Below are 26,844 nucleotides of genomic sequence, written 5' to 3'. Positions count from 1 at the left end.
CGGGTACCCAATACTTGCTGATTCCCTGAAAAAAGAACCCCAAAGCAGATAAAGCCACGAAAAGTTGTAGTGAAGATAGCTCTGAGCCTGTACATTTTTAAAATTAGACACAAAAGGCCCAGTGATTGCTCACTGGACCTAGACTTGGTTCACTATAACTTTAGACATACCTCAACCCCCTTATGTTATATAAGAGCTTTACTCGCTGCGAGTATAACATAAGAGAGGAGAAAGATACATACTCAGGAATTGGAAGAAGCTGCAGTAGTGTCGCTTGCTTTTTTAGCTAATTCCTCTTGTAGCGCTTGTTTGGCCAAATCGAGCTGTTGCTCATCAATGTACACATACGGGCTACGCCACGTTCCTGCCACCGGATTGTATTTCACATTTTGCTTGGAAATATTCCAATAGGTTTGTACGATATTTTTCATTTGCTGTGACTCGATATCTGTCATCATATTCTTATCAACCGATTTAATAATTGCGCTAAACTTGGTCAAAGCGTTAAAGGATTGCATTTGGTCAATTAGGGAATGAAGCACCTGATTTTGTCGACGATTGCGATCAAAATCGTCAGATTCAGCTGTTCTTGGACGACAATTCGATTTGCGGTAGCGAACAAAATCAAGAGCCTGATCACCGTTCAAATGCTTGGCTCCAGCTGTCAGGTTAATATCGGTACCATCTGCACGGTCACGATAACACATGTTTTTATCAACCGTCACATCTACGCCACCCAAATTATCTACTACATCTCTAAAGCCCTGGAAGTTAATAACCGTCACATAATCGATATCAATGTTTAAATATTTGCCGATCATCTTCTTCATTTGTTCTTCAGCAACTTCACCAGATTCTTTCTCTCTAGCCTTAAACACCGGATAATACTCATTCAACTTGCGTGGTTTATATCCATCCATTTCTAGACGCGTATCGCGCGGTAAAGACACGATGGTAGACGATTTGGTATTGGGGTTTAATGTAGCTACCATAATAACGTCTGACAAATAAGTCGGATGATCAGGGCGGTAATCGGTTCCCAGCAATAAGATAGTCAAAGGCTTAGCTTCAGCCAATTGTGTTTTGGGTACTTCCTTGTTGATCCCCGTATCCAAAACTTCCTCTACCTGATTGTAAATATAGTAGGTATAACCACCTACTGCCAAAATACCTATAATGAGCAAAAACAAGACAAACTTCATAAACGATCTGAAAAAGCTTTTTTTCTTTTTCGTTTTTTTCGGTTTGGCGGATTTTTTCCCGCTTTGTGTCCGGGGAGGCAATCCGTTCGAAAGATTACTCATGCTTCAACACCTTTTCCTGCGTTTTGAGAAATATCGCTTTCTCCAAGTTTACAATCCTAAAACACATACAGCGGCGCATCCCGTTCCCGGGCGTCGCCGCTGTGGCCAAAGACCAATCCAATCAATTACGTATTTGCTTGTGCTGTTTTACGTTGTTTCTCCGCACGCTCGCGTTCACCTTTGTTCAAGATCTTTTTACGCAAACGGATGGCATTAGGTGTAATTTCGCAATACTCATCATCATTCAGATATTCGAGCGCCTGCTCCAGAGAGAAGATAACAGGTGTTTTCAGTTTAACTGTATCGTCTTTTGTTGCTGAACGAACGTTTGTCAATTGTTTTTCTTTACAAATGTTAACGACGATGTCGTTATCACGTGTGTGCTCCCCAACGATCATGCCCTCATAGATTTCAGTACCTGGCTCCAGGAACAAAATACCGCGATCTTCTACGCCTAGCATACCATAAAATGTAGAGCTGCCGTTTTCCGTTGACACGAGAACACCCTGATGACGTCCACCTACTTGACCGCCAACAAATGGTCCATAGCTGTCAAACGCATGGTTCATTACGCCGTAACCACGAGTCAAAGTCAGGAAGTTTGTAGTGTAACCGATCAGACCACGTGCAGGGATCAGGAATTCCAAGCGAACCTGTCCGGTGCCGTTATTAATCATGTTAACCATTTCGGCTTTACGGGAGCCCAAACTTTCCATAACCGCGCCCATGCTTTCTTCCGGAATATCAATGAGGAGACGTTCGATTGGTTCCATTTTCTTACCATCAATTTCCTTGACGATAACTTCCGGTTTGGACACTTGCAGTTCGTAACCTTCACGACGCATGTTTTCAATCAGGATACCCAGATGCAACTCACCACGTCCGGATACAATAAAGGCGTCCGGGCTATCAGTTTCATCAACACGTAAGCTGACATCCGTTTCGAGTTCTTTCAGAAGACGCTCACGCAATTTACGGGATGTTACCCACTTACCATCGCGACCTGCGAATGGGCTGTTGTTAACCAGGAAGGTCATTTGCAGCGTTGGCTCATCAATCTTCAGTACAGGCAATGCTTCAGGATGATTTGGATCGGCAATGGTTTCACCGATGTTGATATCTTTAATTCCCGCAATCGCCACAATGTCACCAGCGCCCGCTTGGTCAGTTTCAATACGTTTCAGACCTTGGAAGCCGAACAGCTTCTCAATACGCGCTGATTTACTGCTACCATCACGCTGCATAACTGTGACTGCTTGCCCCTGCTTGATGATACCGCGGTTTACACGACCTACTGCAATTCGGCCAAGGTATTCGTTATAGTCCATCAGTGTTACGAGGAATTGAAGAGGCTCATCTACTTTCTCAGTTGGAGCCGGAATGTGCTCTACAACTGTTTCGTACAATGCTTGCATGTTATCGTCTTGCTTTTCAGCATCCATGCTGGATGTTCCGTTCAGCGCCGAAGCGTACACAACAGGGAATTCCAATTGCTCATCATTCGCACCCAGCTCAATGAACAAATCCAATACTTCGTCAATGACTTCTGCCGGACGAGCTGCTGGACGGTCAATTTTGTTCACTACAACGATAGGCGTCAGATTTTGTTCCAGCGCTTTACGCAGTACGAATTTCGTTTGCGGCATGCAACCTTCGTAAGCATCAACGACGAGCAAAACACCGTCAACCATTTTCATAATCCGTTCCACTTCGCCACCAAAGTCGGCGTGTCCCGGTGTATCTACAATGTTAATCAGGTAATCTTTGTAAGTGATTGCTGTATTTTTAGCCAAAATCGTAATACCGCGTTCACGCTCCAGATCGTTGGAGTCCATGGCGCGCTCCTGAACAGCCTCGTGTTCTCTAAATGTTCCGGACTGTTGAAGCAGCTTGTCGACAAGCGTCGTTTTTCCGTGGTCGACGTGGGCAATAATCGCAATATTGCGAATGTTTTCTCTTGCATGCATGGTTTGTATCCATATCCTTTCCGTATATCAAAATAGTGTCTCTATCCTGAAGCAGTGCTGATTCAAGGCTAACAATCGTTCTTTAGGCCCACTCCCTGCCAGCCTTCTATATGTTTCAGGCTTTGTACAGACAGCTTCTCTCTCCGATTCGCGTGAAAACCTTAAAATAAGCGTCAGAAATCATTCCGACGCTCTTATCATATCCATTATATTATAGTTGAAATATGTCATAAAGCAAGACATTATTGCCTGTTCCGTAATTTACCGCCATAAAATCTCACAGCTTGTCGTTTTACCTTTTGCGTTTGCCACGGTTGTTTAGGACCAACCAGATTCCAGCTCCGATCAGTAAAACTGCAATAACATATATGATGCCCGTTCTTAGCAGGGTAATGACCAATAAAAACACCGATATCAACCCCAATATCACGCCCCCAGTATAAACATTACGAGAAAGCGAAATATCATTAATGGCGTACTGCCATAATCCAATCGCCACACCTAGAAGTAGCAAAGGCCATAAATAGGCCATTAAATGCCAGCCCCAAATATTGCAGAGCAAAAATAAGAAGCCATAAACCGACAAAATCCCTGCCGGCAGCAACATAAAGGGTGAAACTTTACGCTTCATGTACATTGCATGCAGTACGATTCCAGGTATTAAAAACAGCAAAGGCCAAAAGTTTCGTCCCAAGAAGGAGAACGTCCCCAGTTTCCCCAACAAAATAATCAGTCCTACGGCAACAATGCCCACTCCGATCATACGCTCTTTTCCGGAATTCATCGTGGTCTCCTTTGTTTGCTGAATTTGTTTTTAGGTCTTTTAATGTGATTGTTTTTAAGTATATTTTAGCCGATGTTTTCCAAAAAAACTACGTTCAAATATGGCGAGCTCGTAACTGACGATATATTCCTACAATGACAACTGCTGCGGCCAAAAGTCCCGGTAACCATGCATGTATTAGCTCCCCCGCACCTGCTAACCACACACCCAATCGGGGATCACGGAGTAGCATTTCTCCTGCCGTAAAAGCCAGGATTGCAGATCCAAGCAAAACAAGTACAGGGAACCGATGAAGCCAGATCGCAATCACGTTGCTGCCCCAGACGACAATCGGAATGCTAATTGCAATACCAATGACGATAATGGCGATATCCCCATCTGCTAGGGCTGCAATAGCTAATACGTTATCTAGACTCATCACAAAGTCCGCTACCAGAATCACCTGTATAGCCTTCCATATGGTTGTTTCTGCTCTGACTCCCACATGATCCTCATTCTCATAAAGCAGCTTAAACGCAATCCATAACAGAAGTAGACCGCCTGCCGCCTGAATAAAGGGTATGCCCAGCAAAATGACAGCTACAAAAGTCAAAACACAGCGCAGGAGGACTGCACCGACTGCCCCCCACCATATAGCTTGACTCCGCTGCCTTGCAGGCAAGTTTTTGCTCGCCATGGCTATAACAACTGCATTATCACCGCTTAATACCAAATTAATCATTAATATTTTCAACAGCAAAATGATATGCTCCATGTGTACAAACACCCCCATCCTACTTGTATGCGAAATAGGACGAGGCTATGCTTATAAGCCTTGTCAAATAAGTCATCATTTATTAAAAATTGATGTCAAATTTGTTGAATAAAGACCTTGAAATCAATAACAAACAGCAATATAATGAATCGTATTTCCGAAAAACGGGTATTAAAATAAACAACATACAATGATTTTAGGATGTTTAATCAGGGAGATGAGAACGATTGATATGTCCGGACTTCAGTTCTTTTGGCTACTGCTTAATGTGATATTTATTGACCTTCTGCTCGCAGGAGATAATGCGATTGTAATTGGACTTGCCGCCAGAAAGCTGCCTCCTGCCACGCAAAAAAAAGCGATACTGTACGGTACCGGTGGTGCCCTGCTCATTCGCATAGCAGCCACCATTGTGGTACTCTGGTTGCTTCAAGTACCGTGGTTGTTACTCATCGGGGGTGTCATGTTAGTCTGGATCGCGTATAAGTTACTCGTAGACCAGGAGGACCATACCGAAGTCAAAGCGGGAACAACGTTATGGGGTGCTATCCGCACGATTGTTGTAGCCGATGCGGCTATGGGTCTGGACAACGTGATTGCGGTTGCTGGCGCGGCCCAGCAGCATTTGCTACTTGTAGTGCTGGGCCTGTTAATTAGCGTACCGATCGTTGTATGGGGTAGCACTCTTTTTATCAAACTGATCAATAAATTCCCCTGGATTATCTATTTGGGATCGGCTGTTCTTGGTTATACAGCCTCTAATATGATTACTGAAGAACGTAAGCTGGAACCCTATTTTACCGAGCACCCTGCGCTGCGTATCTTGTTTATTGCCGCAGTTATGGCTGGTATTTTGCTCACAGGATATCTTCAAAATCGCAGAGCAGTATCCAGTCGAGAAAAAGCCGTCTAAAATGATTCAAAAACTGTTTTAACTAAAATAAAAAGGCAGACCCAAATTAGCTGGTGGGTCTGCCTTTTTAAATTAAAACCAATCTTCCTGTATAACTTCCTCTTTACGCCCCTCTATAGCTCCACCTGCCTCCAGGACAAGCGTCTCCGTTGCAGCCACAGCCTGTTCAATCAAGGCATTTAAATCCCGAATAGAGGCTTCAATCTTTTGAACAACCCACAAATTCGGATTGGTGGTTGGGGATTTGGGAACAAACAATGTGCAGCAATCCTCATATGGAAGGATGGATAGATCGTAGGTGCCAATTTGCTTTGCGATTTCCGTGATCTCCTGCTTATCCATCATTACGAGAGGTCGCAGCAATGGTAATTCTGTCGAACGGCCAATCACATTCATGCTGGATAACGTTTGACTAGCGACTTGACCCAGACTGTCGCCCGTCACGAGTGCCAGTGCTCCTTCACGCTCAGCCAGCATCGTTGCAATTCGTAACATAGACCGTCTCATTAGCGTAATAATCAGATTATCCTGTCCAGTGCGCGTAAAGGCCGTCTGCACCTCTGTAAACGGCACAAGGTGGATTTTAATCCGACCCGCATAGCCTGCTAAGACCCTTGCCAATTCAATGACCTTTTCTTTCGCACGCTCACTTGTAAACGGGTAGCTATAAAAATGCACACATTCAATTTCCAATCCTCTACGCATGGAAGACCACCCTGCTACTGGGCTGTCAATTCCACCAGACAGCAGCAGCATAGCTTTACCGTTCGTTCCTAACGGAAAGCCCCCTACAGCCATAATAACATCGCTGAATATATAGGCCGCCTGCTCTCTAACCTCCACACGTAACTCAATATCTGGTTGATGTACATCGACCCTCAACGCTTGAAACTCTCGCAAAACAGGAGAACCAATTAAATGGTTCATCTCTTGTGAAGAATGGGCAAATTCCTTCCACACTCTGCGGGCATTTACCTTGAAAGTCGTTCCCTCGTCCACATTCAGCTCACGCATCAAAGCTACAGCGGTCTCAATTATAGCACCAAGCTCGACAGGAGCCATTTTGACAGGACTTATTGTCGTGATGCCAAACACTTTTTGTAACACTTGAATGATCTGTTCATAAGGCTCTCCTCCGAGAACCACATAAATCCGTCCAAATTCCTTCCGCAAAGAAGCACCGGGAAACGGTTTGAGTAGCAGCTTCACGTGATTCAGTACTGCCTTTTCAAAACGAGTCCGATTCTTCCCTTTTAATGTAAATTCACCGAAGCGAAGTAACAACATATCATAGTGCATTTTAACGTTTCCACCTTTCAAGGGATTCCAGCTTGGCTACAGCCTGTCGCAGTGCAAGTATAAGCTCATCGATATCCTGTTCCGAATGCTCATCACCGAAGCTGATACGAATGCCGCCAGACGCTTCCGCCTCATTGCATCCCATCGCCAGCAGCACCCGACTGGGTTCAGCCAATTTCGAAGAGCAAGCCGATTTGGTGGATACTACCACACCCAATTGCTCCAACGTATGCAGCATTACCTCGGCCTTCATGCCCGGATACGAAAAGTGGACAATATGCGGCGCTTCTTCCCCGCTGTTCAGCCGCAGTTGACGGATTGTCTTCACTTCTGCGACCACCCGTTCTCTCCACTCGGTCATACGGCGTGCTGTCTCTGCTTGCCGTTCGCCCGCCAACCTTACCGCCTTAGACATACCGACTAGCAGCGGTACATTTTCCGTACCTGCACGAAAACCCTGCTCCTGAGAGCCGCCACTATGCAGTGGGAAAAGCTCCACACCTTCCCGAACGAATAGTAGTCCAGCACCTTTGGGTCCACGCAGCTTATGCGCAGAGAGGCTGTACAGATCAGCCTGCCAGCCCCGGATATCAACCGGTAGCTTTCCAAACCCCTGTACACCGTCAATATGAAATAGCACACGGGGGAACTGTTTCTTGAGCGCAGCTCCGATATCATGCAACGGTTGCACCCTTCCCGTCTCATTATTGACATGCATGATACTGACTAAAATCGTATCTTTACGGACAGCGGCACAAACCTGTTCGGCGCTCACATGCCCCTCCGCATCGACAGGTAAAAATGTAACCTCGAAGCCCAGATTTGTCAGTTGTCTGCAAGCTTCGTACACAGACGGGTGCTCTGTTGATACAGTAACAATATGCTTGCCTCTGGTCTGATACTGCAAAGCTGCTCCCTTAATAGCAAGATTGTTGCTTTCCGTTGCTCCGGATGTGAAGACAATCTCTGATGGATACACTCCCAAAGCCGCAGCACATACTTCGCGCGAACGCTTAAGCAACTTATCCGCGTCCTCTCCATACCGATGCATTGAAGATGGATTCCCATAGTGGCGTCTCATGACCTCGGCAACTGTTGTAATCACCTCTTCAAAAGGTGGAGTTGTCGCGGCATAATCAAAATATTTCATTGCACTCCCCTTTTCCGCCCTATAACTACTGCAACAAAAAAGACCAAAACAGGGAAAGGCTGCTACATTATAGCGACACGCTTTCCCCATATTGATCCTGTCTGCGGACCTAATCTAATTGAAATTACGCACTTTTTTTCGTTATAAGCTATAGGGCTTAGATCGTATATTTTTCACGTGCATTTTGAATTTTGGTAATATATCTTTGCGTTTCCAGCGGAAGCTTGTCCAGTACAGCCATTAACTGTTCATCACTATTTACACCAAGCCGCTGCACCCGTCCGGGGCCTGCATTATATGCAGCCAGCGCCATATTTTCTTGTCCGTTAAACCGTTTAATCTGGTAAGACAAATAACGAACACCTGCATCAATATTTTGAACAGGATCATATGGGTCACTGACTCCCAGACCTTGAGCCGTAGCATCCATAAGCTGCATAAGCCCTTTGGCTCCGGCCGAAGAAGTGACCGACGGATTGAATGAAGATTCCGTATCAATAACTGCTTTAATCAACGCTACTGGAATGCCGTATTTCTGACTAGCCTCGTTAATCAAATCATCATATGCTGTAGGTGTTGTGGGTCCGTCTGTTGCTGTACTGGAAGGAGCGGGATACAGTGACGAAGCCGTTCCCCTGGAAGGTCCCAATTGAAGCCATAGTAAACCGTTTTCGTCTCTGGTAACATCACTTGAATTTTCTCGAGTCACAGCACCATCTGTTTCCAACTGACCTACTTGTTCCAGTAATCCGGAAAAAGCGTCCGTTGTACCCGTCTGGGTTGTAGCACTCATATTATTTAACAGCTGCATGTCTAACATGGACTTGGACACGCGCGGATCAATTTGCATGTGGTGTTCCCAACTTTCTATAGTTGTTGTATCCCAAATAGCTTGTCATTACTGCTATGATACAACTTTTTACTATGTACTTCCATACCTTTTAATGAAAAAAAGCTCCGTTTCTGTCGAAAAGACAGCGGAGCTTTATAGATCAGCTTTAATGTAATTATATCACTAAGATGATTTTTCTCGGATATACAAAAGAAAACTGAGCTTTTTCCTCCAGTAGGCTCAACGAACGAACGGGATAAAAGCAAAATAACTCAATGTTGCCAGCGCCCCAAGACCAATCGACCAAATGCCGGTCGTTTTGCTGCCATTCACATAAGCAAAAAAACCTAAAACTGCAGCAATAGGCCCCAGCACAATTGACCACATAAACAATGAGGCAATTCCTGCAGCCAGACCAATATAGCCAGAAATACGACCACTATTGTTTATAACCTGCTCTTCACCCTTGACCTCATGTCGAGTCACAACTGAGCCGGGAGCAACCTCTGCTGCATATTCTTCACGATCATTACGGCGCTTGGCAGATCGTTCATGAATGTGACGGGGGTAATCTACACGTTTGCGGCTAACATGCTCTTCATTCTGATGCTTGTCGTTTTCATGATCTTCCATAATAAACTGCACCTCCAAATGCGAAATGAATCGCGTAATAAAATTCACACGGACTTCGGCTTAAAAGTGTGGCAACAGGTTGCGGCTGACGTGGCAGCCTTATCACGTTCTTCTGAACTGAAGCTTTCTCCCGCATATTCTTCTTTAAATTTCTTTCCAGCATGACCATCAACTTCAATCATGATCAAATCTGCCTTGCACAAGTTGTTTTCTCCCCAATAATGGCAATTGGCTACGCTACACTTAACGATTGGCTTGGCCTCTTGGCTCATGATCATCACCTCGGATTCATTGTCCCCCCGCTACCCTGCACCTATGCGTTCATGGTATATGGCAGTTGGTGACATACGAAAAAAGCCGCTTCCTTCACCTCCTCCAAAATGGCAGGAAGCAAGTAGAAAACGGCTTGCTTGTCTTGTTTTAGTTTTTGATTAGAAATGATCTTCCCCGTTGAATGCTTTAGGCATGAGTACGTCGAGTCTGCATCCGGCGCTGAGTCAAATAGTCACTTTCATAATAAGTCAGATCATCACGCAATTCTTCAAAATTTTTCGTAATGTCCATGATCACTTCGCGAGCGGCTGGCACTGGCGTTTTACGGAAGCGGATAGCATCTTGTCCCGTATACGCATAGCGTCCATCCTCTGCGTAAGATTCATTTTTGGGATAAAAAAAGCTGTTCACGCAGTCATGGTAAACGTTATACAATGCCTTTTCCGCAAAATCGACGTCAAAATTGGCACGGCGTAAAGCCACACCCAGCTTTTCATAAGATACTTCGGAAAAAACAAGGACATGACGGAGATCCGACAAAAAGCCTTTGTAAAAAAGTACGGACTCCTCATTGCCATCTGTAGCCAGTTGCGGCAGAGCATGCTCATTGAGGAATGTTTCCACCCGTTTCACGGCAGTTTTCAGTCTCTCCTGCGCCGACTCACATAATTTTTGTACGTTGACTGCTGACATCAAGGCAGCTCCCCCTTATTTGTTGCTTGTTCATCAATTTGGTTACCCGAAAATAGTCCCTTCTAACCGAAAGAGCTGTAATTTTCAGTATTTATCCTACCACAAATGAGCATTGAAAGGTATAAAAACATGCCAACCTCCTCACGCTAAACCATAAATTTATGAATACTCAAGGAGGACGGTCCCATGTCTCGGCGAAAATGGTTAAAACCCCTGCTAGGAGCAGCTGCCGGGGTGCTTCTCATCACACTGATGCTGCCTTCCCGTGATCATCGCCCTACACCGCAACCCGAATATACGGCCAAGATGGTGCCACAGCAAGAGAAGCAGCTCAAAAAAGGAATGTTGGCTTTGGACCTGTCCGCTACGGATACCCTCACACGCATGGATGCAAGGCAGGATATTCAATACGTGATGCGGGAGCTTGATGGTAAAACTGCTGATCAGAAAAGACAGTTTACTCGCACGCTACAGCAATCGCACAGTCATCTTCATACGTTACTGTGGATTCACACACGCGACGGGAACACGAGCACCTACACGGGCAGCAAAGCACAAACTCGTCTGCTCAGTCATCCTCAAATCAACAGCAGCTTGGCTGCGGCTCGCCGTTCCGTCATGCAAAATAAATCCTACGAATCTGCTGCATTTCAGGCTGAAGGCGGTAAATATTTTGTCATGGCAGAACCATCGGCTGACGGAACATGCGGCGTTGCTGCCCTGGTCAGTCAGCAAGTATTGCGTGACGTGGAGAAGCATCAGCGGAAGAATTTACGTTTGATTCCCTATCCAAAAGAAGGCAGCTACAAAATCGAATCCGTACATCCCGACACATTGCACGATATTACTGTCAAGACGGGCCATGACAACGAAAATGCAAGCCATTATTTCGAAAACGAAATTGTCGTTCGCTTCCGTCACAATCCTGATTCACGACAGCTGCAGGAAATTGCAGCAGATTTACACTGTGCGCCAGGCCGCAAGCTTGGTTATACCTATGTATTTCATTCGGATAAGATGAACTTCAAGGAACTAAAGCAATATTTTTCAAGAAAGTGGAACCCGCTTTATACTGAGCCTCACTATATGTATCTAACCAATGAGAAAACACCTATCAAAGCGGACAGCTCTATCCCCAATGATTTGCTCTTTTCCCGCTATCAATGGAATCTGCCGGCTACTGAAACCAACCGGGGTTGGAAATTAAGCAAAGGCAGCAAGGACGTAATTGTCGCTGTCGTAGATACGGGAGTAGATTTGGATCACCCCGACCTAAAAGGTCAAATCCTTTCAGGTCATAACGTGGTAAATCCGTCTGAAAAGCCTTATGATGACGTCGGTCACGGAACGCACGTCGCTGGCATCATTTCTGCCCTCGTGAATAATGGTGAGGGGGTCGCTGGCATGACATGGTACAACAAAGTCATGCCGATTAAGGTACTTGACCAATCCGGCTCCGGTACGACTTACTCGGTTGCAGAAGGTATTATATGGGCAGCTGATCATGGGGCCAAGGTCATCAATTTGAGTCTGGGCAATTACGCACAAGCTGAATTTTTGCATGATGCGATCAAATACGCCTATGATAAAGATGTCGTATTAGTTGCAGCTACAGGTAATGACAATACGGAACGACCCGGCTATCCAGCAGCGTATCCTGAAGTATTTGCCGTTTCCGCTACAGATTCTTCTATGCACCGTGCATCCTTTTCTAACTATGGAGATTATGTAGACGTCATGGCTCCAGGTGCAAGTATTGCCAGTACGTACCCAGGGAACCAATATGCTGCACTGTCGGGTACTTCAATGGCCAGTCCCCATGTATCAGCGCTTGCTGCACTGATTCGATCCATTAACCCCGATCTGACCAACAAAGAGGTTATGGATTTAATGAGAAGCAGCGTAATTGACTTGGGCACACCCGGGCATGACAAATATTTCGGATATGGTCAAATTGACGTGTATAAAGCGTTGAAAGCAGCACAACGTCCATATGTTCCTTTGCAATTCTATCCACAGCATTTAAGTGACAAGTTAAAATCAATATTAAAGAAACTGGAAACGTAAGATTCCTTATTGGAAAAAAGCAGCCATGTTGCTCCATGGCTGCTTTTTTGGGCTTTATTAACGCTTGGAACTGCTTCGAACAGGACGCTTGCCATGGCTGCGAGTATGACAGCAAGGTTCTCCAGGGTCCTTTATACTCACCGGAAATACGTGATGAGGTACAGGTACAATGTGCGTCTGATTAACAATTTCAATCGGATGAACCACAGGCACGACTTGTGGGAAAAATTGATGATTTACAAATTGGATCGGCGGGCACACGATCGGGTCGTAGGGGCAATGACTCATAATGTGCAACTCCTTTCGGTGAATTAGTACAGCATATTAAGAAGGCGTGTGCTGTGCTTGGATGTTTACCCCCTAATACAAATATCCCTTATAAAATAGGCTTCCGTTCAACAATGACCGAATGATCAAGCAGTTCGCCCAACAAACGGCACAGTTTGTGAAGACCTGTTTTAAGTGTTTCCTTGTCCGCATACGAAAAAGAAATACGGATATGATTACTGTCCATACCACCTGCATAGCATACTGCACCAGGTAAAAAGGAAACTCCTTCTCGGTCAGCCAGCCGCTCCAATTCTGGAATATCAACATTAGGAGGAAGCTTAATCCACACATTTAAGCCGCCTTCGGGGGCATACCAGCTGACCTCTGGCGGAGCATAGCGCTGGAGCGTATGCAACGCGACTGTCAACCGATCCCGCATTTGTTCCCGCAACCTAACAAGATGCTGATCAAGTCGGTTCTTGATAAAGGGCAATAGCGCTTTTTGCGTTAATAGAGGGCTCCCCAAATCCGTAGTAGACTTGGCAGCCACCAAACGATCCATTACACTGCCAGTGGCCGCTACACAAGCTATACGGCAGCCGGGAGCAACGGTTTTGCTAAAGCTTTTGATATATATCACATGTCCGGACTGATCATGCGCCTTGATAGAGAGTGGCGGCTTTGTTTTATAGTATAGGTCGGAAAATGGATCATCCTCAACAATGAGGCAATGATAACTTTGAGCTAGATCCAGTAATTGTGTGCGTCTGGCCATCGTTAAAGTTACTCCGGTAGGATTATGAAAGGTGGGTATCGTGTAGATTAGTTTTGGGGGATGAGTGTCACAGAGACGTGTGAGGATATCAATCCGCATGCCCTGCTCATCCATCGGAATCATAATTACTTTGGCACCACGACTGGTAAACACATCAATGGCCCCCGTATATGTAGGAGCCTCCATGTAGACAACATCACCAGAACCAACAAAGGTACGTGCCACCAAGTCAATGCCCTGTTGGGCACCACTAGTCACGAGCAGCTGTTCTGCCACTGTGCATATACCGCGTTCGTTCAGGTGATCTGCAAACACTTCCCTCAGCGCTAAATCACCTTCAAAAGTCCCGTATGCTGCCATTGCATCGGGATTTCCAGAGGATAGACGTTGAGTATCAGCGATGATTTCGCGTGTAGGAAGAAGCTTCGGTTGAATTGCTGCTATATGAAAAGAATAAGGAAACTGTCTGCTATGGTTAAAGTTTCTCCATAACTGTGCGCGCGGCAAATAATCGATCAGCGACATTTGCCATGACAAGTCCTGTGCTCCCTCACGTTGAACAGCTACCGAAGGCTCCGCTACATAGCAACCTTTTCCCTGTGTACAGGTAACCAAATGAATAGACTCCAACTCAGCATACGCCTTGCTTACAGTTACGGGACTTACCGCAAGCAGACTGGACAAATGACGGACAGAGGGAAGCTTTGTGCCCTGAGGCAGCAATCCAGACTGGATGCGATCTGCTAATGTTTTGGCAATCTGTAAATATAATTTGACACTGCTATTGCGGCTGAGATCAATATGCATCGGAACCGTCCCCTCCAAAAATCAACTGTTACATTTAGACGTTTACTGTTATACTTCATTATCGATATAATACAACAAATTTCATAGTACAGTATAGAACACAGGAGATGATTGGATTGGAACACAAATTTTCGGGTATGGCTCGTACTCAGGGCTCGTCCATGGTAAGGGACATTTTAAAGCTGACACAGGGAACAGATGTGTTATCTCTGGCAGGCGGCCTTCCGGCCGATGCCTTTTTCCCCATCGAAGCTGTTGCTAAAGCCTATGAGCGGGTATTTCGTCTCGGCGGTACTACCGCTCTTCAATACGGCCTAACCGAGGGCTACATTCCTCTACGGGAACGTCTTGCAGCAATCATGTCATCCCAAGGCATCTCCGTCACCAGAGATAATATCATCATGACGACGGGCTCACAGCAGACCATTGATCTGGTTTCGCGTGTGTTGCTCGATCCGCAGGATACTGTATTGGTGGAGTCCCCTACTTATTTGGCAGCTCTTCAGGTATTTAATTCCTATGGTGCCAACATTGTAAGTGTAGATACAGACTCTAACGGTATGCGATTAGAAGATCTTGAAGCCAAGATCAAAAAACATCAGCCTAAATTCGTGTATGTCATCCCCACCTTCTCCAACCCGGCAGGAAGTGTTTGGAGTATGGAACGCAGAACGGGCGTTGTTGAACTATGCCGTAAATACGGCACTTTGATTTTTGAAGATGATCCTTACGGACGTCTTAAATTTGACGAAAACCTTAACTTTCCATCCCTTTTCTCAATTGATCAACAACTAGGTGGAGACGGTCATGTGATGTACACTTCTACATTCTCTAAAACCGTTGCTCCTGGTGTTCGCTCTGGTTGGCTGGTAGCTAATCAAGCAATTGTCGTTAAGGTCGCCAATGCCAAACAATCTGCCGATCTGCACTCCAGCAGTATTGATCAACGTGCTTTGAATGAGTTATTGGACTTTTTTGACTTGGACGGACATATTCGTACCGTGTCCGCCGAGTACTACACTCGTATGCTACGTCTCACATCGCTGATGAAAGAACGTCAATGGGAAGGAATCACCTGGAATGATGCACTTGGCGGTATGTTTATGTGGGTTACCCTACCCGAGGGCTTCCGTTCTGATCGGTTGCTGCAACTCGCAATTCAGGAAGGAGTCGCATTTGTTCCCGGACAAGTCTTCTATGCTGACCTAAGTGGCAGCAACCACATGCGGATCAACTTCACGCATACGGATCCTTCCCTGCTTCCTAAAGCGGTTGACCGATTGGATCGAGCACTGAAGATGTACACAGAGGAAAGTGTGGTAAAAAGCGTGTGATGATGGAGTTGGCAGGATATGTACGTAAGGCCGCTTCACGAATCATTTGATTTTACGATCGCTGTTACCCCCTGATTCGTTTGGAATTTGAATAGTATGGTGGAATCTGGGACAAAGGTGCAGGCCTCGCTTCTACAGATTCAAATGCGTTGCTACGCTAACTACGTGCCTCATCCTCGAACGGTTTTACGGTAGAGGAAGTAAAAATTAAAATGAAAGCCCCCAGTAATTATGCTGGGGGCTTCATTCTAAGAAGGCACTATTTCTGCGTAAATACGGTATGTTAAAAAGGGTCTGCCATGATTCCCGTTGGAATATGACACACCCTTTTTAATTCAATAAATACATTTGGATTAAAAGCTTTCATGCAAACAGGTCATTTACAAAAGTTAAATTTATGCATTTTAAGGTGTTGCAGTGGGGAAAGTTTTCCGTAAGCCGGGTTCTGTGCTATTCGTGGTACAGACGGGAACTACCCTCCCACTACAAGCGACAATCATCTATCTAGGCCGAACATTGCTATCCAGCTCCAGCGACCAACCTAGACACGCCTCGGGCTAAGGCTGCTTCGCGAAGAAGCTGTGTCCCATTAGGTCTTGCTCCAGATGGGGTTTACCAGGAACGAAGTCACCAGCGTTCCTCGGGGTCTCTTACACCTCGGTTCCATCCTTGCCTGTGCCGCAAACGGCCATCGGCGGTCCATTTCTGTGGCACTATCCTTCAACTCGCGCTGACTGGACGTTATCCAGCATCCTGCCCTATGGAGCCCGGACTTTCCTCTCGTGGCTCACGCCACCAGCGATTGTCTGTCAAACTTTCCGAACAACATTACATAGTATACAGGGAACGCGCGCATGATACAACCCTGAAAATATTGTAAAACGTATAGATCTCTGTTTACTTGCTCAAATAAAACGGATGCACCTTTCTCTGCAATGAATCTTCCGCCACATAATAAGCAGACCTTCCCACGTATAGCGGGATAGAAAGCTTACTAAAATCAGGAACGTCCTCATCTAGGAACAGTTCATCATCTCGGTAGGTCTGCTGTATTTCACCGACGATCCAATCATGATCTCCATAGGTATGAATATCCACGACTTTACACTCATAAGCAAGATAAGCCTCCAGCAATATAGGCACATTGACTGAAATTCCATCCTCATATGCAATGCCAAACTGCTGAAACTTATCTACATCTTTACCACTAAAGGTACCTACAGCCTGAATCCATTCCGATCTGTGTGCAGGCAGAAACTGAATACCAAAGCCTCTGCTTTTCTCGATCAGACCGTGAGAATATGTTTCCTTCCTCAGTGAAATGCCATACATGCCCGGTGATGATCCGATATAGGTATGCCAGCCTGAGGCCATTACATTATTTTCCCCCTCATAGCGGGAAGTAACAACAGCGACCATGCCTGGATAGGCATGAATTGCAGAATCAGCTATCAGCGTACGCATAGAACCTCTCCCTACGAAAAAAAATAATAGAGCATCTTCATTTTCTCATAGATGTTGAGATTTTACAAAAATTGAAAAGGCTCGGTTTCTACCTGAGATACATGTACTTCCGTTGAATAACGACCTTCTGCCAAGCGTTTGCGCATCCATTCTACGGTTTTAGGCTTCATAATCTTTTCAGCGTTATGTCCAGGGTCAATAATAGCAATCCCCGCCATAAGGGCATCCTGAGCCGTGTGATAGTCAATATCCCCCGTGACTAATACGTCAGCTCCCTTAAAGAGCGACTTGTTCACATAACGGCTACCAGAGCCCCCAAGCACGGCTGCCTTTTTGATCGTACGATCTAAGTCGCCCACCACACGTACATGCTCGACGTTGAGACCGTTTTTTACAACATCGACAAACTCCCGTAACGTGCAGGTTTCCTTGAGCTTGCCGACCCGCCCCAAACCAAAGCTACGGCCTTGCAAATCCATATGGTACAGGTCATAAGCCACCTCTTCATAAGGATGAGCCTTCAGCATCGCTTGAACAACTTTACTGCGTACACCCTGCGGTACAATGGTCTCAATACGAACCTCTTCACTACGTTCCATTTTACCCGGCTCACCCAAAAACGGCTGTGTGCCTTCACCCGGTACAAAAGTTCCGTAGCCGTCAATGTTAAAGCTGCAATGGCTGTAGTTGCCGATATGTCCAGCTCCCGCCCCTAATACGGCATCAAGTACCCGTTGATGATGTGTTTTGGGTACGAAAACAACAAGCTTGAATAATTGCTCGGTGTGAACATCCTCCAGCGTACCTTCACTTTGAATACCCAGAGCTTCCGCCATCCAGTCATTCATGCCGTCCTCAGCCGTATCCAGATTCGTATGACTGATGTAGACAGCAATATCATTCTTGATCAGCTTTTCATACAATCTGCCCGCAGGCTGATCCGTGTTCAATGCTTTAAGTGGGCGGAATATAATCGCATGATGTGCAATAATGAGATCAGCTTTTATGCGGATTGCCTCTTCGACAACCTCATCATTAACATCCAGGGCTACTAATATGTTTTTGATTTCCTTTTGCAGACTACCCAGCTGAAGCCCGATTCTATCGTCCGGAACTGCCAAGTATTTCGGAGCCAGCTGCTCCATGTAGCTAATCACTGTCTGTCCTTTGGCAAACATGCAAGTACCTCCTCTAGCTGTTCAATTTGCTTGCGCAATTGCTCCCGCTTATGCTGTGCGGATTCCTGATCTGATCGTGCCACTTGTGCCAGCACATCCTCAAGCTTGCGAATCTCCAATTTCCATTTATAAAAAAAGATTTCATTCGGTGCTTTGACCAATAGCGGTCCGAGTTGCATTAACAAATCCTGTGTCAGTACCAGCGAACTATCGGGAAGTTTCCATGGTTGATACAGCTCATCCAGTTTCAGTGGGCTTACCGAATCAGGTACGGCCGTCAGAATTTCATATATTTTTCCGTCTTCTTCCATAATATGTTCACTTGTTAGTACCCATTGATGTTCGATGAGCCAACGGCGTAAGATATCCTCGCCTACGTTAGGCTGTAGAACAAGCTGTTTCACTGAAACAAGCTTGTCTTTCCCTTGCTCTAAAATGGAAGCGATCAAGGCACCACCCATGCCGGCTATCGTAATAACATCAACCTCATTGGCCTTAATTACAGCCAAGCCATCTCCCTTTCTAACCGCAATGCGATCATTAAGACCTGCTTCGGCCACCTGCTTTTGAGCCGCACGTAACGGACCATCGTTAACCTCACCCGCCACGGCTTGCGGTACTCTGCCACTACGCACTGCAGCCACAGGGAGTAGTCCATGATCCGAGCCAATATCCGCAAGTCTGCTCCCGGCAGGAATTTGTTCCATAATATATTGTAATCGTTGAGAAAGTTTCATGACGTCACCCACGTAATCCATTTTTTTCGAGTCCAAAATAAAATTCCTACAACAAATGCCAACTTCAGTATGCTGTAAAATACCACATCACCCGCCGCTTGATGGCGCAGGATAATCATGTCTGCTTCAGCCATGAATGCTAGTGTCATGCCTATAGCGAAATAAATCAAAGCGAGACCCGGAAAGCGGCGATGTACCCACCAGCTTAGCCAGATCAACAATACTGCGTGCAAAATCCAAAATGCCTCAAGCATCACTAAAGTTGCTGTAGGCCAGTGGCGGCCTATAAGGACCGCGTACACTAAAAGCAGCCCAGCAAGACCACAGTAATGAAGTAAGCTGATCCGCAAAGTTAATCCCACAAGACACCATACCACACCGCATAGGCCTACGAGCAAAAGAAACCAAACCCTAGCTTCACCTTGATGGAGCTGAATGATCCACACACCCGAACCCAGCATAATCGCACTGCCTAAAGTGCTCAACATCGCACTCATACTCTTTTCGGAAGACCGCCAAAATGCGGCCACTCCATAGCAAATCGTAGTAACTGCACTTGCCGAGAATATTTGCATTGCCAACGGAAAAGCGGTAAAATAAAAACCGATCAAACAAATGCAGGAAATAATGACAAAACCAAGAAGCCAGGCGATCCCATGCCCGTGTCTAAGATATGTAAGCAGCCCGGTGTTGTTACGGTTCTGGCTCTGCGACGGATCTTCGTCCTCCCGATACAGGTTAGACAAAAAATCGCAATATTGCTCAGGGAGCAGCCGACTTCGCCGCCAATGCTCAATTTCATGTAACAGTATTGCCCGTTTTTTCTCCTGGTCCAAGCTTCTTCCCCTCCACCAAGGCTGCCATGAGATAAAAAAAGACCTCCTGCGCGCTTCAAGCCGCAGAAGGTCCGCAATGTTACGCTTCTATTCGAGGAAATCCTTCAGTCGCTTACTGCGGCTTGGATGGCGCAACTTACGCAGCGCTTTGGCCTCAATCTGACGAATACGTTCACGTGTAACACCGAACACTTTACCCACTTCTTCAAGGGTTCTGGTTCTTCCGTCGTCCAAACCAAAGCGGAGACGCAAAACATTCTCTTCCCGTTCGGTTAACGTATCCAGTACATCCTCGAGCTGTTCCTTCAGAAGTTCATAGGCAGCCGCATCTGCAGGCGCCAATGCTTCTTGATCCTCAATGAAATCCCCCAGATGTGAGTCATCCTCTTCACCAATTGGTGTTTCCAATGAAACAGGTTCTTGGGCAATTTTCATAATTTCCCGTACTTTTTCCACGCTCAGCTCCATCTCGGCAGCCACTTCCTCCGGCGTAGGTTCGCGCCCCAACTCTTGCAACAGTTGACGCGATACGCGAATCAGCTTGTTGATCGTTTCCACCATATGCACCGGAATACGGATTGTTCTCGCCTGATCGGCTATTGCGCGCGTAATGGCCTGACGAATCCACCAGGTTGCATACGTACTGAATTTAAAGCCTTTTTCGTAATCAAATTTTTCTACTGCCTTAATCAAACCCATATTACCTTCCTGAATCAGATCCAGGAAAAGCATTCCGCGACCAACATAACGTTTGGCAATACTTACAACCAGACGCAAGTTCGCTTCTGCCAACCGACGCTTAGCTTCTTCATCGCCGTTATTGATCCGTTTGGCAAGCTCCACCTCATCATCAGCAGAAAGCAACGGTACACGACCGATTTCCTTCAAGTACATCCGGACCGGGTCATTAATTTTAATACCGGGAGGCAGGCTCAGATCGTCATCGAAATTAAAATCATCCCCATCATTGTTTTCCGGGTCGTCATTTTGACGCAATCTGGTAACTTCTTCGTCGTTGTCATTCACAACTTCAATCCCCAAGTCACCCAGTTGCTCATAAAACTCATCCATTTGCTCGGGGTCCTGATCAAACGGCGACAGTTTTTCCATGATATCTTTGTAGTTCAGAGAAGAACTTTTTTTACCCAACTCAATCAGTTGATCTTTGACCTGATCCAGTGTTAGTTCCGTCTCCAGTTCAGTATGCTGATCATTCGCCATCTTTCGACTCCCTCCTCCCTAGAAACATCCGACCTCTGTGTGTTCATTGTCTCTCTAGGGCTATAATCTCACTTGCAATTTGTGCTGCGCGCAAAAAGTCACCCAAGCGCTCAGCGGCTCTCATTTCTTCCCTTTTCAAATCCAGTTGCTCCTGCAATGGAAATTTTCGCACCTGATGAATATAATCATCCAAAATGTGCGGTGCCCATACGCCTGGAGCATCCATCATCATGATCGAACTTACGTTCTTCTCCAGCCGGTCGTCTTGCAAAGATGAAATAAAACGGCTTGTATCTGGTAACTTCCCTTGCGCGTAATAGGCATATAGATAAGCAGCAATTGCTGCATGATCCTCAATATTAAAGGCGTCGCCCAGATGCTTTTCTACATACTCTGCAGCTTCTAAATCCTGCATCATCCAGTGAAGCAGCCTGCGCTCAGCCACATGGTAAGCCGGCAACAGATTAGGTGTGGAGACCTGCCCTTTTTTATGCCTACCATTATTCCACCCATTTTCGTTATTATCCCCAAAGTTCTGTTTTTTTTGCAGGGATTGACGGAGTAAATTGCATTCTTGCTTCAAGGTTTCAAAATCCACCTTAACTTCGGCTGATACTTCGCGCAGATACACTTCCCGCTCAGTCGGGGATGACAGAGGTGCAATGACATTTAATGCTTCGCGGGAATACGCGATTCTTCCTTCTTCCTCTTGCAGTATATGGTTTTTTTTCAGATATATAAGCTTAAATTTCACCGTTGAAACAGCACTTTCGATAATTTGACGCTGGAATCGTTCGCCGCCGTATTGCCGGATAAAATCATCCGGGTCCATACCGTCACTGACCAGCGCTACTTTCACGTGAAGTCCCGCATTTTCCAACAGCGGAAAATTTTTAAGCGCAGCAGCTTGTCCTGCCCGGTCACCATCATAACAAATAATGACCTCATCGCACAGTCCTTTTAACATCGTAGCATGGTGCTCCGTTAGAGCAGTGCCCATGGCGGCCACCCCATTTTGTACGCCCGCTTCCCATGCCGAGATGACATCACCGTAGCCTTCAAAAAGAACACTCTGGCGGAGCTTGCGAATTGAGGTTTTAGCATGATGAAGATTGTACAGCGTTCGGCTCTTGTTGAATAGCTTGGTCTCCGGTGAATTCAAATACTTCGGCTGTCCCTCACCAAGTATACGGCCTGCAAAGGCAATAACTTTTCCGTTGCGATTCCAAATGGGAAACATGATACGATCTCTGAACCGATCCACATATCCATCACCCTCATGCCGGGGAGAAATAAGCCCTCCCTTTTCCATCTCCACGGGATCAAAAGAACGCTTCTCCAGAAACTGAACGATCGTATCCCATCGGTTGGGTGCATAGCCAATTTGAAATTGATCAATGATCTTGTCACTGAATCCCCGTGAACGCAAGTACTCCATCGCTGGTTTGCCGTGCTCCGTATTTTTAAGCAAAAAATGGTACATCTTAGAAGTTAACTCATACGCTTGCAACAGCCTGTCCAACTCAGGATGCTGATGCGATGAATCACGTCCCTGCCATTCGCCGAGCGGGATATGACTTTCTTCTGCCATTGTCCTGACAGCTTCGGGAAAGGATAGTCCTTCGATTTCCATCATAAACTTGATGGCATTGCCTCCCGCGCCGCAGCCGTAGCAGTAAAAAATCTGACGATCCGGTGTCACGGTGAATGAAGGGGTTTTTTCGGAATGAAAAGGACAGAGGCCTTTCATATACTTCCCCTGCTTGGTCAAATGCACGTACTTGCTTACCGTATCTACAATATCATGATGTTGTAAAACCGACTCAATGATATCGTCCGGTATGTTACCTTGTCCGGCACTCATATTAACCACCTTCATCTCTTTAGCACGTAAATATAATTCGATACCGTTACTCATTCTCCTGCAAGCGAAGTAAAAGTTTTGTCAGTTTATGTTGAAAAACTTCACGATCCTCTAATGTAAACGGTTTAGGACCTTTTCCATAACGTCCTTTTTTCCGTTCTTTGGCAGAAGTATGACGTCGGTCAAGCATGAAATCTATCGAATCGTTTCGATACATAGCTCCGCGAAAAGACATCACTTCACAACCTTTTGCCAAGGCAAGTGCAGCAAGACCATAATCATTGGTGGTTACAATATCGCCGCGGCGGATATGATTGGCAATATAGAGATCGGCACTTTGGTCGCTTCGGTCTACTTTAACGATGCTTACGCCTTTGCTGCCCTGAATGAGATGATCATATGAAGATACCATAATAACCTCAATATGAAAACGGGAAGCTATCTCCGCAATTTCACTTTTAACAGGACAAGCGTCCCCGTCAACAACGATCCGCACATCCAGTAAAGTTCCGGTTCCCTCCATGAGCATCCCCCATCTCCATCCGCATTCGAGTAAAATACGGAACGGCTGCAAGATTACTCTTACACCGTTCCGTATATTTATACCCATTTTTTCAAGTTGTTCATACTACCACAACTGACGTTTAAACTACAAGCTTGGAAAAATCGGCAAAACGCTTCAGTTCTGAGTCAATAGCAGCCAGCAATGCCAAACGATTATTACGAACAGCATCATCCTCAGCCATAACCATAACGGAATCAAAGAATGCCGTCACCGCAGGGGTAATGGATGAAGCAAGCGCTAACGCCCGTGTCGCATCACCTTCCTGTAAAGCTACGCTATAAGATTCATAAGCGCTATACCATGCTTCGTAAAGCGTTTTTTCGCCTTGCTCCGTAAACTCACCCGTATTAACTGACTTATGAACTGCTTTAGCAGCCAGATTACCTACACGATTAAAGGACTCAACTGTTGCTTTGAATACCTCACCTGTTTGAACGGCAGTCATTAACGCAGTTCCGCGGTTAACAACGGAAGCAACGTCGTCATATCCAGCTGCAAGCACTGCATCCACAACGTCATAACGAAGTGTCTCAGACAATAGTTTCTTCACGCGTAATCCGAAAAACTCATGTAATTCTTTACGTATTTCATCCGCGGAACGTTTCATATTTCCAAGGTTGCCGTGCACATCGAGCGCGATATTGAACACATCAGACAACGTAGCCGAAAGCTTGCGATCCAACAATATCTGCACAATACCTGCTGCCTGGCGACGAAGCGCGTAAGGGTCCTGTGAACCTGTTGGAATAATACCGATGGAGAAGCAGCCTGTAATGGTATCTATCTTGTCTGCGATACTTACAATCGCTCCAGCATTCGTTGAAGGAACTGTTTCTCCTGCAAAACGCGGCTGGTAATGCTCAAACACCGCTCTTGCCACTTCTTCCTTCTCTCCAGCCTTACGAGCATAATCCTCACCCATCACACCTTGCAGTTCCGGGAACTCATATACCATTTGTGTTACCAGGTCAAATTTACAAATATCCGCTGCACGACTAACCGATTCCTGTGTATCTGGGGAAACGCGAAGCTTCTCTGCCAGAGCATCAGCAATACGGCGAATCCGGCGCACTTTGTCTCCAACCGTTCCCAGCTCTTCGTGGAAAACGATACTTTCCAATTTGGAGAGTGCATCCTTAATTTCCAGCTTCTGATCTTCTTCATAAAAGAATTTGGCATCAGACAGCCGCGCACGCAATACTTTTTCATTCCCTTTAGCAATGACTTCCAGCGATTGACTTCCTCCGTTACGTACCGTAACAAAGTATGGCAATAGCTCTCCTGTGTGATCCAGCACTGGGAAATAGCGTTGATGTTCGCGCATGGAAGTAATGAGTACATCCTTCGGAATGTTCAGGAACGCAGGATCAAAACCTCCGAACAGTACTGTTGGGGTTTCCACCAAATACAGCACTTCTTCCAGCAAATCATCCTTGACCGCAATCGTCCAATCTTTTTCGGCAGCCAGCGCTTCAATCTGCTTTACAATAAGCGATTGACGTTCCTCAATGTCCACAATGACATGCTGCTTGCGAAGCACTTCAACATAGTCAGCTGGACTTTCTACTACGGCATCCTGTCCCAGGAAACGATGCCCTCTTGTCACATTTCCTGACTGCACGCCGGCAATCTCCAAATTAACAATATCGCTACCAAACAAGGCAATCAACCAGCGGATCGGACGAACAAATTTAAAGTCATAACTTGCCCAGCGCATGAATTTAGGGAATGTCATGGCATGTAAAATGTGCAATAAACCTTCGGACAGTACATCCGCTGTTGGTACACCTATGCTGCTCTTAGTTGCGTAAATATATTCCACGCCTCCAAGCTCCTTGAACGTGAACTGTTCAGGATCAACACCTTGGCTGCGAGCAAAGCCTAGTGCAGCCTTGCTCCAGTTACCAGCCTCGTCGAGTGCGATTTTGCGGGAAGGACCTTTAACTTCTTCGTTAATATCTTCTTGCTTCTCCGCTACTTCCTTGACAAGTACCGCCAAACGGCGAGGTGTAGCATAAACCTCTACAGCACCATAAGCAATACGCGAACTGTCAAGCCACGCCGTCATACGCTGCTTCAACTGCTGAATTGCATTCGGGATAAAACGTGCAGGGACTTCTTCCAACCCGATCTCAAACAATAAATCCTTAGACATTTGCCGCACCTCCTTTCTTCAACAGCGGGAAGCCCAGCTTCTCGCGCTCCTCCAGATAGGTCGCAGCCACCTGACGCGCCAAATTACGCACTCGTATAATAAACCCAGTCCGTTCCGTCACACTGATCGCTCCGCGAGCGTCCAGCAAGTTGAACGCATGAGAACATTTCAGCACATAATCATAGGCTGGAAATACAAGATGCTGCGCCATCGCTTTATTTGCCTCTTCTTCGTACATATTAAAAAGAGTAAAGAGCATTTTGACGTCAGATACTTCGAACGTATACTTGGAATGCTCAAATTCAGGCTGGTGGAAGACATCACCGTACGTAATTCCATTGACCCACTCCAAATCGAACACATTCTCCTTGTCCTGGATGTAGGAAGCAAGACGCTCCATACCGTACGTGATTTCTACGGCAACCGGACTGGCATCAATACCGCCCACTTGCTGGAAATAGGTGAATTGGGTAATTTCCATACCGTCCAGCCATACTTCCCAACCTAAGCCCCACGCTCCCAGCGTTGGTGCTTCCCAGTTGTCTTCAACGAAACGAATATCATGCTCCAAAGGGTTAATGCCCAAACGGCTCAAACTCTCCAAATACAATTCCTGAATGTTATCCGGTGAAGGCTTCAAAACTACTTGAAACTGATGATGCTGATACAGGCGATTCGGGTTCTCACCATAACGTCCGTCTGACGGACGACGAGAAGGCTCAACATAAGCTACGTTCCACGGCTCAGGTCCGATCGAACGTAAATACGTCATCGGGTTCATCGTGCCTGCCCCTTTTTCCGTGTCATACGGCTGTACAATAATACAGTTGTGTTCAGCCCAAAATTGTTGCAGCGTTAAAATCATCTGCTGAAAATTCATTGGTACACGCTCCCTTTCCAATTCCCTCAAATGTTGGTGATTTCTTCTCATTAAGCTCGTATGTACAGGGCTATTTTATCCCAAAAGCC

General features: G+C 46.0%; 24 protein-coding genes and 1 other RNA gene. 3 read left to right on the top strand and 22 right to left on the bottom strand.

What is annotated here, in order from left to right:
- Positions 1-242: 242 nt before the first annotated feature.
- From NSS66_RS15635 to NSS66_RS15620, 4 genes are all read right to left on the bottom strand, one after another.
- Positions 243-1,304 carry an LCP family protein gene (locus NSS66_RS15635; protein WP_023989463.1) on the bottom strand — a complete coding sequence of 354 codons (1,062 nt, stop codon included), beginning with the start codon at positions 1,302-1,304 and terminating at the stop codon, positions 243-245.
- 125 nt (positions 1,305-1,429) lie between these two features.
- Entirely contained in the window at positions 1,430-3,271 is a 1,842-nt protein-coding gene (typA, locus tag NSS66_RS15630) for a translational GTPase TypA (RefSeq protein ID WP_013311112.1), read from the bottom strand.
- Positions 3,272-3,563: 292 nt separating this feature from the next.
- The gene (locus NSS66_RS15625; protein ID WP_076295460.1) at positions 3,564-4,055 is read right to left on the bottom strand and encodes a LiaF transmembrane domain-containing protein; all 492 of its coding nucleotides are present in this window, start codon (positions 4,053-4,055) and stop codon (positions 3,564-3,566) included.
- A gap of 94 nt (positions 4,056-4,149) precedes the next feature.
- Positions 4,150-4,809: a TerC family protein gene (locus NSS66_RS15620; RefSeq protein ID WP_023989465.1), complete on the bottom strand. Its 660-nt coding sequence runs from the start codon at positions 4,807-4,809 to the stop codon at positions 4,150-4,152.
- Between the two features lie 217 nt (positions 4,810-5,026).
- On the opposite strand from NSS66_RS15620, the gene NSS66_RS15615 reads away from it, so the two are divergent.
- Positions 5,027-5,722, top strand: coding sequence for a TerC family protein (locus NSS66_RS15615; RefSeq protein WP_025722107.1), 696 nt, complete (start codon positions 5,027-5,029; stop codon positions 5,720-5,722).
- Positions 5,723-5,794: 72 nt separating this feature from the next.
- On the opposite strand, the gene thiI is transcribed toward NSS66_RS15615, so the two are convergent.
- The 6 genes from thiI to NSS66_RS15585 form a co-directional block, all read right to left on the bottom strand.
- Positions 5,795-7,021, bottom strand: a complete 1,227-nt coding sequence (gene thiI / locus NSS66_RS15610) for a tRNA uracil 4-sulfurtransferase ThiI (protein ID WP_340959318.1) — start codon at positions 7,019-7,021, stop codon at positions 5,795-5,797.
- A 1-nt stretch (position 7,022) separates the two neighbouring features.
- The gene (locus NSS66_RS15605) at positions 7,023-8,171 is read right to left on the bottom strand and encodes a cysteine desulfurase family protein (RefSeq protein ID WP_028540469.1); all 1,149 of its coding nucleotides are present in this window, start codon (positions 8,169-8,171) and stop codon (positions 7,023-7,025) included.
- Positions 8,172-8,328: 157 nt separating this feature from the next.
- Positions 8,329-9,021, bottom strand: coding sequence for a lytic transglycosylase domain-containing protein (locus NSS66_RS15600; protein ID WP_023989469.1), 693 nt, complete (start codon positions 9,019-9,021; stop codon positions 8,329-8,331).
- A 222-nt stretch (positions 9,022-9,243) separates the two neighbouring features.
- Positions 9,244-9,636: a hypothetical protein gene (locus tag NSS66_RS15595; RefSeq protein ID WP_023989470.1), complete on the bottom strand. Its 393-nt coding sequence runs from the start codon at positions 9,634-9,636 to the stop codon at positions 9,244-9,246.
- Between the two features lie 44 nt (positions 9,637-9,680).
- Positions 9,681-9,908, bottom strand: a complete 228-nt coding sequence (locus NSS66_RS15590) for a DUF1540 domain-containing protein (protein WP_013311120.1) — start codon at positions 9,906-9,908, stop codon at positions 9,681-9,683.
- Between the two features lie 187 nt (positions 9,909-10,095).
- Positions 10,096-10,602 carry a YpuI family protein gene (locus NSS66_RS15585; protein WP_023989471.1) on the bottom strand — a complete coding sequence of 169 codons (507 nt, stop codon included), beginning with the start codon at positions 10,600-10,602 and terminating at the stop codon, positions 10,096-10,098.
- Between the two features lie 186 nt (positions 10,603-10,788).
- On the opposite strand from NSS66_RS15585, the gene NSS66_RS15580 reads away from it, so the two are divergent.
- On the top strand, positions 10,789-12,669 hold the full coding sequence (locus NSS66_RS15580; RefSeq protein ID WP_209942897.1) for a S8 family peptidase: 1,881 nt from the start codon (positions 10,789-10,791) through the stop codon (positions 12,667-12,669).
- A gap of 57 nt (positions 12,670-12,726) precedes the next feature.
- Here NSS66_RS15580 and NSS66_RS15575 read toward each other — a convergent pair whose 3' ends face one another.
- Both NSS66_RS15575 and pdxR read right to left on the bottom strand, forming a co-directional pair.
- Positions 12,727-12,957 carry a hypothetical protein gene (locus tag NSS66_RS15575; protein ID WP_071558470.1) on the bottom strand — a complete coding sequence of 77 codons (231 nt, stop codon included), beginning with the start codon at positions 12,955-12,957 and terminating at the stop codon, positions 12,727-12,729.
- An 88-nt stretch (positions 12,958-13,045) separates the two neighbouring features.
- A complete protein-coding gene (pdxR, locus tag NSS66_RS15570; protein WP_340959317.1) occupies positions 13,046-14,521 on the bottom strand; it encodes a MocR-like pyridoxine biosynthesis transcription factor PdxR in 1,476 nt (491 codons plus the stop codon).
- 116 nt (positions 14,522-14,637) lie between these two features.
- On the opposite strand from pdxR, the gene NSS66_RS15565 reads away from it, so the two are divergent.
- Positions 14,638-15,855, top strand: coding sequence for an aminotransferase-like domain-containing protein (locus NSS66_RS15565; protein ID WP_023989474.1), 1,218 nt, complete (start codon positions 14,638-14,640; stop codon positions 15,853-15,855).
- A 419-nt stretch (positions 15,856-16,274) separates the two neighbouring features.
- Here the strand turns inward: NSS66_RS15565 and rnpB are convergent.
- From rnpB to glyQ, 10 genes are all read right to left on the bottom strand, one after another.
- An RNA gene (gene rnpB / locus NSS66_RS15560) (RNase P RNA component class A) lies at positions 16,275-16,673 on the bottom strand.
- A 79-nt stretch (positions 16,674-16,752) separates the two neighbouring features.
- On the bottom strand, positions 16,753-17,319 hold the full coding sequence (locus NSS66_RS15555; RefSeq protein ID WP_340959316.1) for a flavin reductase family protein: 567 nt from the start codon (positions 17,317-17,319) through the stop codon (positions 16,753-16,755).
- 62 nt (positions 17,320-17,381) lie between these two features.
- Positions 17,382-18,497, bottom strand: a complete 1,116-nt coding sequence (locus NSS66_RS15550) for a Nif3-like dinuclear metal center hexameric protein (RefSeq protein WP_068942365.1) — start codon at positions 18,495-18,497, stop codon at positions 17,382-17,384.
- A complete protein-coding gene (locus tag NSS66_RS15545; protein WP_340959313.1) occupies positions 18,473-19,234 on the bottom strand; it encodes a tRNA (adenine(22)-N(1))-methyltransferase in 762 nt (253 codons plus the stop codon). The genes NSS66_RS15550 and NSS66_RS15545 overlap by 25 nt, the downstream gene beginning before the upstream one ends.
- On the bottom strand, positions 19,231-20,070 hold the full coding sequence (locus NSS66_RS15540; RefSeq protein WP_023989477.1) for a hypothetical protein: 840 nt from the start codon (positions 20,068-20,070) through the stop codon (positions 19,231-19,233). Before NSS66_RS15540 ends, NSS66_RS15545 begins: the two co-directional genes overlap by 4 nt.
- Before the next feature lie 87 nt (positions 20,071-20,157).
- Positions 20,158-21,291 carry an RNA polymerase sigma factor RpoD gene (gene rpoD / locus NSS66_RS15535; protein WP_007431230.1) on the bottom strand — a complete coding sequence of 378 codons (1,134 nt, stop codon included), beginning with the start codon at positions 21,289-21,291 and terminating at the stop codon, positions 20,158-20,160.
- Between the two features lie 43 nt (positions 21,292-21,334).
- Complete coding sequence (gene dnaG / locus NSS66_RS15530) at positions 21,335-23,209, bottom strand: DNA primase (protein ID WP_025722118.1); 1,875 nt, start codon at positions 23,207-23,209, stop codon at positions 21,335-21,337.
- On the bottom strand, positions 23,202-23,678 hold the full coding sequence (locus tag NSS66_RS15525; RefSeq protein WP_013311130.1) for a YaiI/YqxD family protein: 477 nt from the start codon (positions 23,676-23,678) through the stop codon (positions 23,202-23,204). Before NSS66_RS15525 ends, dnaG begins: the two co-directional genes overlap by 8 nt.
- Before the next feature lie 121 nt (positions 23,679-23,799).
- Positions 23,800-25,875, bottom strand: coding sequence for a glycine--tRNA ligase subunit beta (gene glyS / locus NSS66_RS15520; protein WP_071558468.1), 2,076 nt, complete (start codon positions 25,873-25,875; stop codon positions 23,800-23,802).
- Complete coding sequence (gene glyQ / locus NSS66_RS15515) at positions 25,868-26,755, bottom strand: glycine--tRNA ligase subunit alpha (protein ID WP_023989480.1); 888 nt, start codon at positions 26,753-26,755, stop codon at positions 25,868-25,870. The genes glyS and glyQ overlap by 8 nt, the downstream gene beginning before the upstream one ends.
- Between the last annotated feature and the right edge of the window lie 89 nt (positions 26,756-26,844).

This window comes from Paenibacillus sp. FSL R10-2748, assembly GCF_038005565.1.
Lineage (GTDB): Bacteria > Bacillota > Bacilli > Paenibacillales > Paenibacillaceae > Paenibacillus > Paenibacillus polymyxa_B.
This window is presented reverse-complemented; position numbering and strand designations above follow the sequence as displayed.